Raw genomic sequence first — 16,814 nt, 5'->3', positions numbered from 1 at the left:
GGACAGCCTCTTTTTTAATTAATCTAGTTTTCACTCTAAAATAAATGCACTTTTTTGCTTATAAGTGGTAGTGTGTTATTGCACATATTTTTTATATTTCAATCAATATTTTTCCTTGGTAATTACGACTTTCAATTAATTTATGGGCTTCTGCCGCATCCTTAAATTGAATACTTGAGCAATGGGGATAGAAACTTTGTTAGAAGCGAATAGTTCTAAAACTTTTTCTGCAACGGGTGTTAGCCGTGATGGATTATGTTTTCGGGTTGTTCCTAAGCTAAAACCTTTAATATTTCTGCAACTACTGTGAACATCGCTTGTTTTAAAAGTACCAGCTTTACCACTACTATTACCAAATTGAACAAGTGTACCATATAATGCTAAACACTCTAAGCTTTTGCTCGTGACTTCCCCTGCTACGGAGTCAAAAATGATATTTGCACCTTTATTATTTGTTTGCTTTAAAACTTCATCTGCAAATGTTTTGTAGGTGCAAACTATATCAGCTCCTAATGTCTTAACATAATCTGTCTTGTTTAGATTTCCAACAGTACCAATGATTTTTTGAACACCAGCTAATTTTGCCAATTGTACAAGCATTGAACCCACACCACCTGCAGCACTGTGTATAACAATGGTATCTGTTTTTTGCACTTGTCCAATTTCATATAGTAGTATATAGGATAAAATAGATACTGTCGGCATTGTTGCAGCTTGTTCTAATGAAAGATTATCAGGAATCTTAAAAACTAATTGTTCATTTGCAACTACATATTCTGCGTATGATCCGTTTTTTGGAAAAGATATTACCCGTTCTCCTTTTGAAAATTTTGAATTAGGAGAAACTTCTTCTATTATTCCTGCGACATCCAATCCAAGGGTTAAAGGAAAATTCCCTTTCCCTTTATTGCCTAACCGTGTTTTTATATCAGCATAATTCACACTCGCATATGATACCTTTATTAAAACCTCATTTTCACCTATTTTAGGCATTTCAATATCTGTATATGATAGTACATCCGCTCCACCAAATTTATTTTGGATTACAGCCCTCATTTTTTAATCCCCCTTTAAACATTTCCTTTATATTTTATCATATTGTTATAAAGATTAAGAAAATTATGTATGGTTATAACGAGTGTTTGGTATTAAATCAACTAATTAGAAAGACAAAGTACAGCTAGGGGTACCGCTAAATGCCTATCAAGTTAATATTTTGAGGTACTTCCAAAACGAAATTTTTATCTCCTGGCAGTTATTTATGTAAATTCAGTTTGCTTTTTTCATTTTGGGGACCAACCGATATCTTAAGTTGATGGCGATGGGGTGGTATCCCTATATAATCTTTATCTAAATTCATTCTTATAATGGAGCTGAAACTTTTTGTTCTCTTTTCAAACGCAAGAAGCCAGAAGCTGTTAGAACTCCTAAAATCACAAAACATGTACCTACTATTTGGGGTAATAAAATAGTAGAACCAGTTATGATAGAAAGAATCATCGTGACTACTGGAACTAAATTAAAAAATAAAGACGTGTTACTTGCCCCAATAGTAGCCATACCTTTATTCCACCAAAGATAGCCTAATACACTCGTAAATAATGCCATAAATAGAATAGCACCCCAAGCTGAGAACGTAGCATAAGATAAAGTTTGAGGGCTTGGCAAAAAGACCGCTAGTATCGTAAGGCAAAGAGAACCAATTACCATCGTATAAGTGGTTGTCTCCATTGAAGAACTACCATTTAAATATTTTCTTCCTAATACACCGTATAAAGCCCAACATATATTCCCTGCTAAGATAAGTAAATCACCTTTAGAAATAGATAAAGTTCGAATAATTTCTAATGAACCTTGAGTAAGCACCAATATAACACCTACTAAAGCAAAAGCTATGCCAAGCATTTGCTGTTTTGTAATCGGATTTTTTAAAATAAAATATGCAAAAAGTGCAGTTACTAAAGGATTAGTTCCCATAATCAATGCCCCATTTAAAGGCGAAGTATACTTCATCCCTAAAAAGAAAAAAGTGTTGAATCCAAAGATGCCTATAATACCAAGTAAGATATACATTTTCCAATGAGCCTTAATGATTCTTATCTTTATTTGTTTTTGAAATCCCAAGATAAGTACCATAACCAATGCAGCTATACCAAATCGCCATGCTGCAGCACTCGCAGCTGAGAAGTAGTGAACAGAATACTTAGCTAGGTTGAAGGTAGCCCCTGTAAATACAGCAAAACCTATTAACATAAGATATATCTTATTCTTCATCTTGTAAGCCTCCGATCATCGTTTCATATGTCTCTAATTTTACCTTCGCCACATTCATAACTGTTTCAATTTCTTGTTTTTGCTCTTCTAAAAGGAGAAGATGTTTCTTTAAAATATCTATTCTGGTTTGAATTTTTTTTAACTGGATGTCATTAGAATCAATATTTTCTAGAAGACATCCATCCTTCAAAAATTCTTGGATATCTTCTAAAGACATCCCTGTTTGCTTTAACATTTTCATGAATTTAAGTAATCTAATTTCACCTTCTGTATACCTTCTTTTTCCACCTTTTCTTAATGGAGAAGACAATAGACCAATCTTTTCATAATAGCGCAAAGTATGAGCCGTGAATCCTGTTTTTATAGCTACTTCTGATATACTATACATTTCCATTTCCCCCTTTCTTTACATGCTACTACTTAGACATGACTCTAAGTCAAGGGTTAAATGGCAACTAGAGGAAGAAATAATAAAAAGGTACGGAATTTTCCCGAACCTTTTCGTTTAATTTACATAAGTCTAATTATTAGTGGTCAATGATGCATAAAATTATTATTATGGGGTTAATTAAAAGCTTTAGCTTGATGGTGATGGAGCCTCACCATCAAAACGCGAATTGCGTACGCTAAGGAACTTTTCAGTTTTTTACAGGTACACATATTTCGCAATAAGGATTGTTAATCATATCGCCAGTATATCTTTCCAAAATGGGTTTGTTATCAATTTGATATCCTTTACTTTGTAGAGATGGAAAAATATCAGCATATGCTTTTTGAATATCTTCTGCTGTATGTTTGACTTCGTAAATAAGATATTTTCCGCCCGAAAGTTCACTTTCGCAAATTGAATCATCTATTTGATAATCCTTTGAAATCACAATACAAGCATCAAATCTACAGTTTTCAGGAAGTGTTGTCTCAGGGTTATCTTGTGGAATTGCAAGTAGGACTGCTGATTTAAGAAGATTTTTCTCTTTAGCCCATTTTTTTAACTTCTCCATTACTTCAATATTTGCAGGACCATATGGACCAACTCGTCGCACATAAGCAATGCGATAGTTTGGAAGTGTTTCGACTTTAAATTTCATAGATTCTTTCTTCCCTTCTTCATTTATATTTATTTGTTACATTTCGAATGTAGCATGCTTTAAAAATATATACATTTTATTTTTTAAAATTTTTTAAAGTAATAATTTTCTTTCTAAAGGGAAATTTAGTGGAACAATCCAATCTAAAAAGGTCGAATCCTTAGCGTATAGGAATTCGACTTTTTTAGGTTAAACTTCGCTTAGCGTACGAAATTCGCGTTTTGATGGCGATACCCCATCGCTATCAAGCTAAGACTGCATTAGGAAATTTTCAGGGGAGTTTGTTTACTTTTTATAGGGGTAGTGAATTTTCTTAAATTGATGGGCATGGAGTCCTGCCACATGCCCATCAGCTTAAAATTTTGAAGTACCCCCAAATAAATTCCTATAAACAACTATAGAGAAATAAAATTTTCGTTTTTGGGATAATGATTTATCTTAGGTTGATGGCGATACAGTAGGACCCCTAATAAGAAGAAACCATCTTTTTTGTCATCATACTTTACTGATCTTATTTTTAAATACTTTGACTTACTGTTAAACAACTTTTTTATTTTTTGATAGTATCATCAAGGATTATTTGTCATTTCACTATCCGCGATTTTTAATTAATTTCGCTCTAAATATTTTTTCACTTTCGATAAAAATTAAGATAAGCATTTATAGAATTATTAATTCTAATTTAACTCAAAAAAGGACATCAATATAAAATCTGGTTGCTGTAGAAATCCCTAATTTTTTCAGTTCAGGAGTGGCAGCCAGTACAATAGATCCATTTCGACTTACATCTCCAACAACAGCTAATTTTACCTTTAATGGATCTAAACCTCTCACCACACAAGCACAACTGGCGAAAAATGAACACAAATCGATACAGAATATCATTCGATTCATGCATTTTGAGTAATCGAACATCATTCCACCCTCCCAAAACAGAACATTCGTTCTTATTATAAACCCATTGTTTTGTATTATACAATCCTTTTATAAATAATTTTTAATACGAATATGGTACGTGAAATTATATGTAATTCTTCAAAATTCGACCACTGATCAATTTAGTATCTCTTAACTTATTAAACTCATTCTCATTGCTTCATAAATTAAGAAAAGCTTAAATCCATGTGTATCAATGGATTTAAGCTTTTGATTTTATAGGAATACCCTTTGCAACAAGTTGCCATTAGGATAGTGTATCAGCAACTTGTAGCTATTACTATGAATGCTAGATTCCTCAAAATTATTCCATATTTTTCGATTTTCTTTATATTATTCTATGCTTCGTTTTAAAACATAATTCCATATTTATGAACAAAGGTTTAGTTTTATGGAATATTGTACAAGCTATTAGTACGATATTCTCTATTAGGAGGGATTCCCTATGTTTGGGCTAGGAAAAAAAAGAACTCCATTTGGTGATTATTTAGATCGTAGAGGAATTAAACAACAATGGTTAGTACAACGAACTGGATTAAGTAAATCATTAATAAGTGATTTAGCAAATAAAAAAGATCGTGTTCCCACTTTAACATCCGCAACCAAAATTATTAAAACACTAAGAAAATTTGATAAGCGTGTTGATTATCATGACTTTTGGGACATAAATGTTTAATACAACTAAAATATATCGTCCATAACGAACGTTCTCATAAATACATTTTGTTTTACAGCATATTGCTCTAATTTAGATTGCCGATAGTCTGACAGTGTAAAAAAGATAATCACTGGAACAATAGCATTCTGTCTTTTATAGATATCTGTTATATGGCCATATAACTGTATTTTATGTTCATTTGCTTTCATATGTTGCATGCGATCTACCTCTACGAAATGAGGGACTTTATCATCAAAATAGGTTGCATCTGGGATAATTTGATATCGCTGACCCTTGATTGAAAATTCTATAGGTCTTTCTGTTTTCCATTCTGGAAATCCTAGCCACATCCAGGATTCGTTTCTCATTAATATATGCTGTAATTGACTATTTTCCTTTACTGTCCTTGTGATTCCTAATAAATCACGTCCTTTTTTATTTAAATAATATACATGTTCACGAGCTATTTTTGTGATGTGACAATATGGAGTCAGATCCTTTAATACACGATTTGCATTCCGAATACTTCCTAAACAGTGAATGGCTTGCAATTGTCTCCTCGTTGCAAAGTCTAATTTACTCAAAGTGGATAAAATCTCGATTTGCCTCACTTTCTGTTTGAGCGTTTGATGCTTCATGTTGTTTCACCACCTTGTATTGCTTTAGTAAATCCCACATTTCTTTATCCTTCAGATAAGGTACCTGAATTTCTTCTGTACGATCTGTCTTAAACAATGCTCTTCCTGGAAGGGAAGGTAAATCCTCAAGCCCTGGTTCATCCAAAGCAACTTGAGAAGCAATTGCTGTAGGTAACCGAAACCCTAATTTTGCATCAGCATTTTGTTTAATTTGCCTTGGTAATGTATCCGAAGTAGGATATTGAGTGCAAAATATGAGCCGGAATCCTAAACCTCCTCCAACTCGTGCAATTTCAGATAACATCTCCTGGCACATAAATAATAAGTCACGTTGTTTTTTAGGTAAGCCTTGTGTAGGACAAAGGTTTGCTCCTTCATCTACTATGATGAAACAGCGTTCTCTAATTGATGTATCTATGATATTGGTCAAATAAGAATTCTTCATTATCTCAACCTGTCTTATCATATTTTTACGTACTTTAGCCAACATTTCTAACGCTTGTTGTGGGTTTTCAGCTACTTCTACTACTTGGGACAGATCCTTATAAGGACTAAATTCTAGACCTTCCTTCAGATCGATAATAAAAAAACTCACATGTTGAGGCTGTTGTAAAATTAAACTCGTCATCACATTTTTTAGAAATACTGTTTTTCCAAAACGCGTCATACCCGACACGCACATATGCGGTGTGCTCTCAAAGTCATGATAGATGTACTTATCTAACGATTTCCCCATCATAACACGCCATGTTTGCTCCTTTAACAAATCCTTAGACCAATTCCACCTTTCAGGTATTTTTTGCTTAAATACCCGAATATGAAGCTCTCTTTGATGAAACGATATTTTAACAGGTTTGTAGAGTCCTTCTTCCAATACTTCAGCTAACTTTTTGATTAGCTGACTTGGGACACCAAGTGGTAACTTGTAAACATAATTCTTACTTATGGCATCTTCCATTTCCTTTATGAAAATCGGATATTGTAATTCCCCTTTATGCTGAACACAGATCTTTGTAATTTCAAAAAAGGTTGCAATTTTTTTCTTATCACTCATTCCTTTACCTTGGCAAAAATAAGCTACTGTTATAAAGGTTGCTGGAATTAATAAAAGTGATAACATTTCCTCCATACCTCCTTAAGGTAGTTGAGCCTGTATGGATGCTTAGAAAAAACACTTAAGATGCGCTATTATAATTATTTTCGACTACCAGATAAAATACTAACGTAGAAACACATCTAGTATATCCATTAGCACATACCAAACGCTCCCAATCAATAAGCATTTGAGACCCGCACGTAGCAACCAATCTGGAAGGTAAAGACCTTTCCTTTTCAGCAATTTAATCCCTAAAATAGAGACTCCTGTCACACCATACACAACTCCTAACTCTCCAATGATTGTCATGTTAATCCCATCCTTTTGGTTTAATGGACAAATTCCCTTTACGATCCCTGTAGAGTTGGTAGTCATCTAATAACTCATTCCAGGACAAAGCATGTTCATCCCCATACAGATCCTCTTCAATGTCTTGACTTAAATAATAGTACGCCCGATATTGTCGATCCAGATACACTTCATGTCTTAACATGTGGTCTCGTATAGCACAAAGATTTCCCTCTTTTTTTGTTTCTTTGTACATTTGTCTAAGCATTTTTGAAGAATATAAATAAGGTGTACTATACAGCATTTGATATTGGCTCATATCCTCACCATCCACATAAAATTCTAGATGCATTTAATACATATGATAATGGCTTCCTTTTTCGAATTTGTACCACAAAAAAGTACAAAAATACGCCATTCCCATTTTAGAATGACGTTCGACAATAATCTTTATAAGACTTCATAGCTTTTTCCAATATTTCAGTTACAAAATTAGTTTTACCTAAGCTATAATTCGTTCGATCTTTTGCGTTTTTTGCCAAATCTTTTTTTAACTGTTCATATTCAATAATAAACTGTTATTGCACTAATGGGTGCTTTAGTACAATAAGGCTCCTAGAAATGATCAAACTTTATTATAAAAATTATATACTTCATTTAGAGAATTAAGTCCCTTTTGATCAATCTTTTTTCAAAATGGAGTTTTTTTGTTCGCTACTAATAATGGATTAACTGTTTCTTTTTTATCAATCTTGATTATAAAGCTACAATAGATCTGTTGATTGATAATTGAAACACAAACATAAGTAAAGAGCCTATTTTATTTAATATCCAAAATAGGCTCTCTCACATTTCTATAAATATATATTTGACGATTACATCTTTTCTAATATCATTTGTCTCTCATACCACTTTGACATTTTTTCAACTGCATTAGCTGATAAACGCTTGGTTTGTCTATTGCAAAATCTAGATAACGTAGGTGCCGATATTTTTATTTCTTTTGCAAGCTCTCGTATACTTATATTATCAACATTGTGTCGATCTAGTATTTTTCCTCGAACAACTTCTTCATCAAAAATGTCAGGTTCTTTACTAACTGTGCTTTGTGGCATATCAATAATATCTTTAGTCTTTTCACTATATTCTATTGTTGTTTCATTATTATTCTCTATTTCTAATGTTTTTTTCTTTGGTAAATTGTACATAGACTTAATTAATTCTTCTGGCGGAAGAATAGTAATATTTAAATCGATCCAATAATCTTTGAACCAATTTTTCTTATTTAAACGTTCTTCATCTAATGTACTTGAATACTCCCACTTAGAGATCACATTCTCTCTCTCTAAATCAGTAAGAACATTCTCTAAGTGTTCTCGAATACGACTTGGTTTCCATGTAAGTGGAATTGCCATGACAGCTAATAATCCTTTATCGCCTCCAATGGAGTATGGGCGCTTTAAAGTAGAATATATTTGCCTAATTCTCCATTGCCATGTTAAATAACGAATTAAGCGTTTATGATATTTATGTCGATAACTATTATATTCAAGTGCCTTTTTAGATAATAAAGCTGTAGTATTATTTGAACCATATAAATAACTTGATAAAAAGCTTCCAGGTTTAATTCGGCAGGATTCAATACCCATATATTCATTTGTTGTATTATGTCTCCATAATACAACTGAATCTAAAACAAATAACCTTTTAATTACTTCCCTTTTTACTTTATATTCCTCATCATTTTCATTTTCATCATTTAAAACAACTACTTCGTTATCATCATTTAAATATATAAAAATGCTCGCTAAAGCAGCAATCCTCTTAGCAACCTTAATTTTATCTTCAGGTCTATAATATTCTCCCTTACTTACTTTCTTTTTAGGTACATTACACATATCCAACACTTGCTCATATGAAAATTCGATGAACTCGTCCGGTGACTGAGCTTGAGCTAGCCATTGTATAGTAATTGAATCTAATACATCCGCTGTAAGATCATCCATATTACTCATTACATCATTAACTAAAGTGTTCCACCGGGACGCTTCATCATCTTTAATCAGCTTCAAATCCTCATCCCTATGAGAAGAAAGCTGAGCTATCGCATTACTTTCTTTCGTTTCAATCGGATAAGATTTAACACCTATATTTGAATCCTCTTCAAAATGATTCTTGGAGATCCCGTCACGTAATTTAAAGTAAACCGCAGAATTATTGACCTCAAAATAATCTTTATCATCTGTTTCATCTTTGTTTTCTTCTACCTGAATTACTATTTCATCACTTAATTTTGGCTTGTTATCATTTTTAAACTCTTCTGTTAAAAGATGTTCAATTTCTGAATGGATTTCGTTCTTATACTGGTTCAACTTAATAGCAATTTGTAGTGAGGTTATTCCACTTTCATTCTTTTTACTAAGCCACGATACTAATGCTGAAAAAGATGGTGAAACATATTGTGATGTTACAACCTTACTACTATCTTTTTCTACGTCTGCACTAAAAGAAGTCCATTTCTCCCAAATTGCTTTGTTATTTCCATATAAAGGTTCAGATATTAACAAAGCATCAGTAAACAATTGTGCTAATTTCTCCACGCTGTCACTCCTTTCTTTCGTACATTCCTTTCAAACAAACCAATATTTAGCGAATTATATATAAATCATTATTATTTTCTGGTTCTGTTATGTTCAAAAAAATAATGAAACACTTTTGTCTTGTTTGTACAAGTGAAATAACATTTATTATACATTACCAACCAATATGCCATCAATTAATCTAACGAATTAATAACTGAAACACTTTTGGACATATTGTTAACCTTTTTTATAAATATGAAACACACTTTTTCCCTTATCACTTCTCTACCATACTCTTATATAAGCTTTTACATGAATAACACGTATATAATGAGCTAGATTCATTCATATCTATTTGAAACAAACAATTGAAACATCTTTGTCATATCCTTGACCTAAAATTCAAAAGATGAAACATTAGTTAATTTTTCTTATTTTGAATATATATTTTCAATTTTTTTTTAACATCCCATAAACTCATATATATCAAGCGTTTTACCTTCTATGTACAAAGCGGATCCTAGATCACCCTGAAACATTTTTGCCATATCCTTGACCTTATCAAATATAAGAAACACTTATAAACCCTTATGTATCAAGGTTTTATAGGTGTTTCTTTCTTTTTTCCCCTACATATAAAACATGAAACACTTTTGCCATATCCTTGACCTTGTAAATTTTAAAACATGAAACGGTTTTTGCCATATCCTTGACCTTATATCCTTTTCAATTTTCTTATAACCCTTCATACCACTACATTCAATGGATATCCCCATAATAAATGACTCATATATGAACATGAAACACTTTTGCCATATCCTTGACGTAAAAACATGAAACATCTTCATTTATCCCTTATATATCAACGTTTTTCTACTGTTTCACTAATAATTTGACACATCTAAAACATGAAACGGTTTTTGCCATATCCTTGACACAAAAAAAAATAAAGAAAATCCTGTATCCCTTGTCACAACTGGTTTTATGTCGTGTTTCATATTCTCAAAATTCCCCTTAAAGGAGCACCTTTCAGCAATTTTCGATTTGTTATAATCAAAATTGGTATATTTTATAGTATCCTGGCATATATTTCTGAGTTTACAGGTAGGAGGTGAAAAAGATGGGAAAATCATTTATTATTCATAACCAACGTGGTCTAAATGGACAATCTACAAATGCAGTATTAGTAACACTGAAGTCTTGGCAAAAACTTGTTGAAACTTTCGAGGAGAAATACTACAGCTATAAAGATACATACCTTGAAGATCTACTGGATCAAATGACATATGAAGAACGTGTTGCAGATGTAGATGGCTTTGTAGAACAGGCGAAACCATCTTTTTCACGTCGTACCCTGTCTGCTGTTTCTGAAACTATGGGACGAAAACATAAATTATATGGTATTACAAACGCAGATTTAGAAGTCTTCTTATACCTACACAAGAAATGTTACACAAATGGGGTTATTCCAAATGTAACAGTACATATGATGTGGGAAGATTACAAGCAATATAAAGAAGAGTTTGCTTACATACAGCATTCTCAATTCTACATTGCGTTAAAAAAACTAAGTCTACATAACATTGTCACGATTGAAAAGGAATTAGATGGCCGCTATACCATTAAGCTAACTCATTTTATGAATGAAGAAACTGAAAAGGCAAACCCTTATGTTTATATTAGCCCAGTGGTATTTACAAAGGCTTTCTTTGGGCTGTCAATTGCAGCTAAGAAATTATTCTTGGACATTGCTATGCAACAGCACAGAGAAACTACACTAAAACGTTCCTTGGACAAACAGGATGAAAGAGGAAATAAAACTCATTTTGGTGGAATGTACCGCTTTTTACATAAGAAATACCCGCATCAACTCCGTGCCGTCATGACAGAATTAACAACTGCACTACCATGTACAGGAACTCCCCTATTCAAAATTTGCAAATTACAAAAAGGGGTTAATAATAAAAAAAGATATACGACTTTATATCTCTCCTTACATACGGATTTCTTATGTACAAAAGAAGCAGGAGAAGTACAGTATCGTGATCCATTCACGCCAAAGGTTACTTATGCTCGTAAAGCTCGTTTTATTGAATCTGTGCTACAAGATATGAATATTGGTGAATTTACAAAAGACATGAATAAATTTATTCATGTACTTAAATATACATGCCACCGACAAATTCGTAGTGTAATTTATAGCTTGCGTGACATGATAGATCGTAATGAGGAATATCCAAGTAAGTTAGTATATACACTGAAGAAACTATTAAACCAAACGTCACAATATCAAATTCTTGATACGGCGGCTAAGGAAGGTATCTATCCTCTTATTACACAACATGTACCTAAAGAGCAAAAAGAACAAGCTGTATTTGATTTCGGATTGCATTTCTCTATGTACTCACTTCGAAACATCAAAAAGTTGTTCCGTAAAACGTATGAATTACTAAAATACAAATTTGCTGTACCTGTTACAGAGGAATCGTATCACCGCAACTATCTAAAGTATCAAGAAGAAACGTTGTTTAGAAAGTACGCCTATGAACAAGGTACAAATCTAAATGCTTATATGGCTTTAGAAATTGAAATACGTGAGCTTTTAAAAGCAAGAGGACATAAAGAACGCTTTATTCCTAGTGATGTTCGCGAATTGTTCATTGAAAAGATAGATAGATTACCTAAAGAAAAGCTTCGTGTTATTGAAGTACCGGATGACTTCAATTTGATTACATTTATGCGTGCCTTTGAAATGTTAATACGCACTGGTATTCAAGTAACAACAGCTGAACAAGTACTTGAAGTAATAGAAACCAATTAAAAATACTCCGCTCTCTATTTTTGAAAAAATTAAAAGTAGAGGGCTATTCGTGTTTGTTCCATTATTTGAAAGCCTTGCACTGATTCCTAATAACAATCAACTTTCGTCGATTCTATTAATAATAGAGTCTTTTTTTATGCAATCCTATACAACAACTGCACTGTAACTGACTAAATTTCCACACATAATTTCATATAAACACGTTATGAGCTGCCTTAATGCATTCAAATACCTACAAATAATCGCAAGAAAAAATTAAAGTTTTGTGTATAAGTAGATAAATATAGTCAAATGTGAATAACATAATACAATAATCACTGATATAAAGGTATTCTAGTAACTTATCTATCAAAAATCATCAATATTTGTGTGAGTACTGTGATAAATTCGGATTATGTTAATTATTTAGCACCTAATGTGAACATTTTGTGGGTAAATAAAATAAAATTGTGGAAATACAGTGGATTAATACTGAATTAAGCGAATGAATAAATATGTTTAATAATGCATTAATTTGTTTCATTTTTTATGTAGAAATATATGTTTTTGTTTATGATTATTTGTAGTTTTTATATCAATATTATGCCTACTTTTCCGTTGTTAAATACTACTATTTTTGATTTTTTACGCTATAGCATCTTCAGAATCCTTGTGACAGTAAGAGAAACCTCCTATTTACTTGTCCTATAAAAGTTTTATCTTTATATTTTAAATATATATAAGATATATATTTATATTAGATTTTATTACAGAATTAGTTTGTTACTTGGGATAAGTTATACCTCATATAAATATATGCATAACTTAAAAAAATATTAGAATTAATAACTTAACAGGGAAATGTTAGATTTAAATAGCACAATGAATAGATATATTGTCTATTTGTTAACTAGTCATATAGAATAACGATTCTTTCATAATTAGAACCCTAAAACGAGAAGTTTAGGGTTCTTTTTTATAATTTATAAAATATAAGAGATGTTTTAGACTTGATGCTTCCTCCTAATTATGTAAGTACAAACTATACAATATGTAACTTCTAACCATTCTTCCTTAATCTTCTTCTCTCTTTTTCTAACCGTCTAAAAATCACACATATAACACCACCCGCCACTGTAAACAGAATGCCAGGCACCAATAATAAAAGTCCCCCTCCACTCATCCAAATTAACGCTATTCCTAAAATCAAACATATAATTCCAATTATCATCTGACCTCTTTACCACCCTTTACATAAAATTTCCCCATGTTTGTAAAAACATTCTGATGAAATTATACCTCTTCACTTATAACAAACTCAACACTACTAAACTATCTGTTTCTCCCCCTTTCCTTCAAGAAATAAAACCCTACGATTCCATTTTTTCTCATACTATATATAATAATATATAGTATGATGGAATAAAAACGGGAGGAGATTATTATGGCAACGATTGGAATTGACCTAGGAACAACGAATAGTTTAGTAGCCTATTGGACGGATCATGGTGCAGCCCTTATCCCAAATGCACTTGGCGAATATCTTACACCATCTGTCATCAGCGTTGACGAGAGCGGTGAAGTTTTAGTCGGACGCATTGCCAAAGAACGGCTGATTACCCATCCGCACGTTACAGCATCAACGTTTAAGCGATTTATAGGAACAGAGAAAAAATACGAGTTAGGTATGTATACATTTTCTTCAGAAGAACTTTCATCTTTTATCATTCAATCTTTAAAACAAGATGCAGAAGCTTATTTAAACGAAGCGGTTACTGGTGCTGTCATTAGCGTACCTGCTTATTTCAACGATGCTCAGCGCAAAGCGACAAAACGAGCTGCTGAAATTGCTGGATTAAAAGTTGAACGTCTCATTAGTGAGCCAACGGCAGCTGCTATCGCTTACGGACTGTATCAGGAAGCGGCAGAGACAAAATTTCTTGTATTTGATTTAGGCGGCGGAACATTTGACGTGTCCATTTTGGAATTATTTGAAGGAGTGATGGATGTTAAATCGATCGCCGGCGATAATTATCTTGGAGGTGAAGACTTCACAAACAGTCTCATGTCCTTTTTTTTAGAGTCACACCAGTTCGATTCCGATTCCCTTGACTCAAAAACGCTATCTTTAATTTATGCACAAGCAGAACGTTGCAAACTTACATTATGTAATGAGCCTGCCGCGATTATGAAAGTCGTTATTCATAATGAGACGTATGAAACTCGCATTAACAGAAGTGAATTTGAAAAATTAGTAACCCCGCTTCTCTTACGGCTTCGCTATCCGATTGAACGCGCACTTCGCGATGCGTCGCTAAACCCTAAGGATTTAGATGCTGTCATTCTAATTGGCGGGGCGACAAGGATGCCGCTTATCAAATCCGTCATTTCTAAAATGTTCGGACGCATGCCTCATGCGAATATTAATCCTGATGAAACGGTTGCTTTAGGTGCTGCGATTCAAGTTGCTTTAAAAGAACGAAACAAAGCACTAGAAGAAGTTATCTTAACGGATGTTTGTCCATATACGTTAGGAACTAGTGTTGTTCAAGCATTAGGAAATGGACAACAAGGATCCGGATACTTCTTCCCGATTATTGAACGAAATACACCGATTCCTGTAAGTCGAGTGGAACGACTTTATACTGTCAATGATAGACAACACTCCATACTTGTCGATGTTTATCAAGGAGAAAACCGCTTGGTTAAAAATAACTTAAAACTTGGCGAACTTAAAATTAAAGTCCCTCCTGCTCCTGCTGGACAAGAGGCGATTGACATTCGTTATACATATGACATAAATGGCATTCTCGAAGTCGAGGTAATAAGTACAACGACTGGAGAGAAAAAAAGAGCAATTATCCAACAAAACGCCGGAAATCTTACAGAAAAAGAAATTGAAGCTAGACTACTAGAATTGAAAGAAATTAAAATTCATCCACGAGACCGGTCCGAAAACCGATTGCTGCTCGTAAAAGGCGAACGGCTCTATGAAGAGTTACTCGGTGACGAACGCAAAAAAGTCGCGATCTTGTTACAGCAATTTGAAAATGCGCTCACAACGCAAAATGATAAAAAAGTGAAAGAAGCCGCTCATATATTAAAAGAGCATTTAGAGAATATTGAAAGGTGGATCAGTCATTCATGAGCATTTGGGAAACGTTAGAAATTGAGCCTACCGATAATGTTGCAGCTATTAAAAAGGCTTATGCAAAACTTCTAAAGATTTATCATCCCGAAGACGATCCTGAAGGATATCAGCGGCTGAGAGAAGCATTTGATAAAGCGATAAAAAGCGCAAAACAAATGAAGACTGCACCTCCCTTTCAACTAGAAAAAACGGATGAAAACGAAGAGAATTCCTATATCCACCCTGTATCTCCTACATGGATGGATGGTGACGCTGAACTTGCCGCCACTCTCGTTTCAGAACATCCCGTTTACGCATTTACGGAAAAAATCGAGACGCTGTATAACGATTTCTTTGCACGAATCGAACCGAAAAATTGGGAAGACTTATTAAGTTCCGATGTGATATGGGACGTAGAACATGCGGCAGTGATTCAAGATAGATTAATAGAATTTTTACAATATCATTACCATTTCCCCTGCTCGATTTGGGAACTTCTCGACAATGTATTTCGCTTTAGTGAACAAAGAGAGGAGTTGAAATTTGAATATAGTGAAGAAACAGTACAGTTTTTGCTAGAGAGAATTAGCGGCGAGAAAGAAATGCGTTATGATGTTTTCAAGAAAAGTGATGATTTAGATTTTGAAGCGTATTTTCATTTACGTGAAGAAATCCAGCTCACACTTATGAATAATAACTTAGAAGCAGCAAAAAGTGCACTCGATTTTGCATACGAGCTTTATCAAGAAGATCCGGAACTTTTACGCATGCAGGGCATTTATTATTTGCGCGTAGAAAATAAAGAACGTGCGTTACAATCATTCAATGACATACTTGCCATTTACCCGGATGACCTAGATGGTTTACTTTATCGGGCCCAGATTTACTATGACCGCGGGCAGTTTGCAGATGCTATCAAGGACTGTGAGCATTTACTGTCGATTGAGCCGGAGCATATGGACGCACAATTCTTAATAGTGAAGCATTCGTTCGAATCAGGTGATATAGAAACTGTAGCCACTAGGGCGTTGGATGTGGTAAAGCGTTATGTGGAACGCTTCGAATTTCGTTCATACTGTATTCGAATTCACACTGAAATTCCAGAGAAGAGACAGAAACAAGAAATAAATATGAAGTTTATTATCCGCTATGCGCTATACTTTTTATTTCTATTTATTAGCCGCACCTGGGTTTATTTGCTCTTTATGATTCTTATTGTTTTAACCCCATTACCATCTAAATATGCATTACTTCTCCTACTCCCACTTATTTGGGAAGCATGGAAATTCGTTAGGCTTAAAACATTCGCATAAGGAGGAGACAG

The 16,814-nt window shown here is 33.4% G+C and carries 13 protein-coding genes and 1 pseudogene; 4 read left to right on the top strand and 10 right to left on the bottom strand.

Translation table 11 applies throughout. The annotated features are described in order from the left end of the window. Positions 1-135 precede the first annotated feature (135 nt). From ORL93_RS26685 to ORL93_RS31330, 5 genes and pseudogenes are all read right to left on the bottom strand, one after another. Positions 136-1,056: a quinone oxidoreductase family protein gene (locus ORL93_RS26685; RefSeq protein WP_309534144.1), complete on the bottom strand. Its 921-nt coding sequence runs from the start codon at positions 1,054-1,056 to the stop codon at positions 136-138. Between the two features lie 306 nt (positions 1,057-1,362). Then, positions 1,363-2,274: a DMT family transporter gene (locus ORL93_RS26680; protein ID WP_265959916.1), complete on the bottom strand. Its 912-nt coding sequence runs from the start codon at positions 2,272-2,274 to the stop codon at positions 1,363-1,365. Further along, complete coding sequence (locus tag ORL93_RS26675) at positions 2,264-2,662, bottom strand: MerR family transcriptional regulator (protein ID WP_098149189.1); 399 nt, start codon at positions 2,660-2,662, stop codon at positions 2,264-2,266. Before ORL93_RS26675 ends, ORL93_RS26680 begins: the two co-directional genes overlap by 11 nt. 250 nt (positions 2,663-2,912) lie before the next feature. Further along, positions 2,913-3,362: an AraC family transcriptional regulator gene (locus tag ORL93_RS26670; RefSeq protein WP_018783421.1), complete on the bottom strand. Its 450-nt coding sequence runs from the start codon at positions 3,360-3,362 to the stop codon at positions 2,913-2,915. Between the two features lie 705 nt (positions 3,363-4,067). Then, positions 4,068-4,277, bottom strand: a pseudogene (locus ORL93_RS31330) (Y-family DNA polymerase); the annotation flags it as partial. 466 nt (positions 4,278-4,743) lie between these two features. Between ORL93_RS31330 and ORL93_RS26660 the strand changes: the two are divergent. After that, positions 4,744-4,974, top strand: a complete 231-nt coding sequence (locus tag ORL93_RS26660) for a helix-turn-helix domain-containing protein (RefSeq protein ID WP_003209566.1) — start codon at positions 4,744-4,746, stop codon at positions 4,972-4,974. A 5-nt stretch (positions 4,975-4,979) separates the two neighbouring features. Here ORL93_RS26660 and ORL93_RS26655 read toward each other — a convergent pair whose 3' ends face one another. The 5 genes from ORL93_RS26655 to ORL93_RS26635 form a co-directional block, all read right to left on the bottom strand. Then, positions 4,980-5,594, bottom strand: a complete 615-nt coding sequence (locus ORL93_RS26655; RefSeq protein WP_265959914.1) for a replication-relaxation family protein — start codon at positions 5,592-5,594, stop codon at positions 4,980-4,982. After that, positions 5,533-6,714 carry an FtsK/SpoIIIE domain-containing protein gene (locus ORL93_RS26650; RefSeq protein WP_265959913.1) on the bottom strand — a complete coding sequence of 394 codons (1,182 nt, stop codon included), beginning with the start codon at positions 6,712-6,714 and terminating at the stop codon, positions 5,533-5,535. Before ORL93_RS26650 ends, ORL93_RS26655 begins: the two co-directional genes overlap by 62 nt. 99 nt (positions 6,715-6,813) lie before the next feature. After that, the gene (locus ORL93_RS26645; RefSeq protein ID WP_003203313.1) at positions 6,814-6,999 is read right to left on the bottom strand and encodes a hypothetical protein; all 186 of its coding nucleotides are present in this window, start codon (positions 6,997-6,999) and stop codon (positions 6,814-6,816) included. A 1-nt stretch (position 7,000) separates the two neighbouring features. Then, the gene (locus ORL93_RS26640; protein WP_029427758.1) at positions 7,001-7,297 is read right to left on the bottom strand and encodes a hypothetical protein; all 297 of its coding nucleotides are present in this window, start codon (positions 7,295-7,297) and stop codon (positions 7,001-7,003) included. Between the two features lie 556 nt (positions 7,298-7,853). Continuing rightward, the gene (locus tag ORL93_RS26635; protein WP_097795943.1) at positions 7,854-9,578 is read right to left on the bottom strand and encodes a helix-turn-helix domain-containing protein; all 1,725 of its coding nucleotides are present in this window, start codon (positions 9,576-9,578) and stop codon (positions 7,854-7,856) included. Between the two features lie 1,102 nt (positions 9,579-10,680). On the opposite strand from ORL93_RS26635, the gene ORL93_RS26630 reads away from it, so the two are divergent. From ORL93_RS26630 to ORL93_RS26620, 3 genes are all read left to right on the top strand, one after another. Then, positions 10,681-12,381 (top strand): hypothetical protein, encoded by a 1,701-nt coding sequence (locus tag ORL93_RS26630; RefSeq protein ID WP_265959912.1) that lies wholly within the window; start codon positions 10,681-10,683, stop codon positions 12,379-12,381. A 1,423-nt stretch (positions 12,382-13,804) separates the two neighbouring features. Continuing rightward, a complete protein-coding gene (locus ORL93_RS26625) occupies positions 13,805-15,508 on the top strand; it encodes a molecular chaperone HscC (protein WP_265959911.1) in 1,704 nt (567 codons plus the stop codon). Beyond that, on the top strand, positions 15,505-16,803 hold the full coding sequence (locus tag ORL93_RS26620; protein WP_265959910.1) for a J domain-containing protein: 1,299 nt from the start codon (positions 15,505-15,507) through the stop codon (positions 16,801-16,803). Before ORL93_RS26625 ends, ORL93_RS26620 begins: the two co-directional genes overlap by 4 nt. Positions 16,804-16,814: the final 11 nt, after the last annotated feature.

Source organism: Bacillus sp. DHT2 (assembly GCF_026241455.1).
GTDB classification, from domain to species: Bacteria; Bacillota; Bacilli; order Bacillales; family Bacillaceae_G; genus Bacillus_A; species Bacillus_A pseudomycoides.
Note: the sequence above shows the minus strand (reverse complement) of the source record. Positions and strands in the feature narration are given on the sequence as shown.

Excerpts from the sequence above, each read along its gene's own strand:
- ORL93_RS26675 (WP_098149189.1), bottom strand. The coding sequence starts at position 2,662 with ATGTATAGTATATCAGAAGTAGCTATAAAAACAGGATTCACGGCTCAT.
- ORL93_RS26640 (WP_029427758.1), bottom strand. The coding sequence starts at position 7,297 with ATGAGCCAATATCAAATGCTGTATAGTACACCTTATTTATATTCTTCA.
- ORL93_RS26620 (WP_265959910.1), top strand. The coding sequence starts at position 15,505 with ATGAGCATTTGGGAAACGTTAGAAATTGAGCCTACCGATAATGTTGCA.
- ORL93_RS26660 (WP_003209566.1), top strand. The coding sequence starts at position 4,744 with ATGTTTGGGCTAGGAAAAAAAAGAACTCCATTTGGTGATTATTTAGAT.
- ORL93_RS26645 (WP_003203313.1), bottom strand. The coding sequence starts at position 6,999 with ATGACAATCATTGGAGAGTTAGGAGTTGTGTATGGTGTGACAGGAGTC.
- ORL93_RS26655 (WP_265959914.1), bottom strand. The coding sequence starts at position 5,594 with ATGAAGCATCAAACGCTCAAACAGAAAGTGAGGCAAATCGAGATTTTA.
- ORL93_RS26630 (WP_265959912.1), top strand. The coding sequence starts at position 10,681 with ATGGGAAAATCATTTATTATTCATAACCAACGTGGTCTAAATGGACAA.
- ORL93_RS26685 (WP_309534144.1), bottom strand. The coding sequence starts at position 1,056 with ATGAGGGCTGTAATCCAAAATAAATTTGGTGGAGCGGATGTACTATCA.
- ORL93_RS26650 (WP_265959913.1), bottom strand. The coding sequence starts at position 6,714 with ATGTTATCACTTTTATTAATTCCAGCAACCTTTATAACAGTAGCTTAT.
- ORL93_RS26670 (WP_018783421.1), bottom strand. The coding sequence starts at position 3,362 with ATGAAATTTAAAGTCGAAACACTTCCAAACTATCGCATTGCTTATGTG.
- ORL93_RS26625 (WP_265959911.1), top strand. The coding sequence starts at position 13,805 with ATGGCAACGATTGGAATTGACCTAGGAACAACGAATAGTTTAGTAGCC.
- ORL93_RS26680 (WP_265959916.1), bottom strand. The coding sequence starts at position 2,274 with ATGAAGAATAAGATATATCTTATGTTAATAGGTTTTGCTGTATTTACA.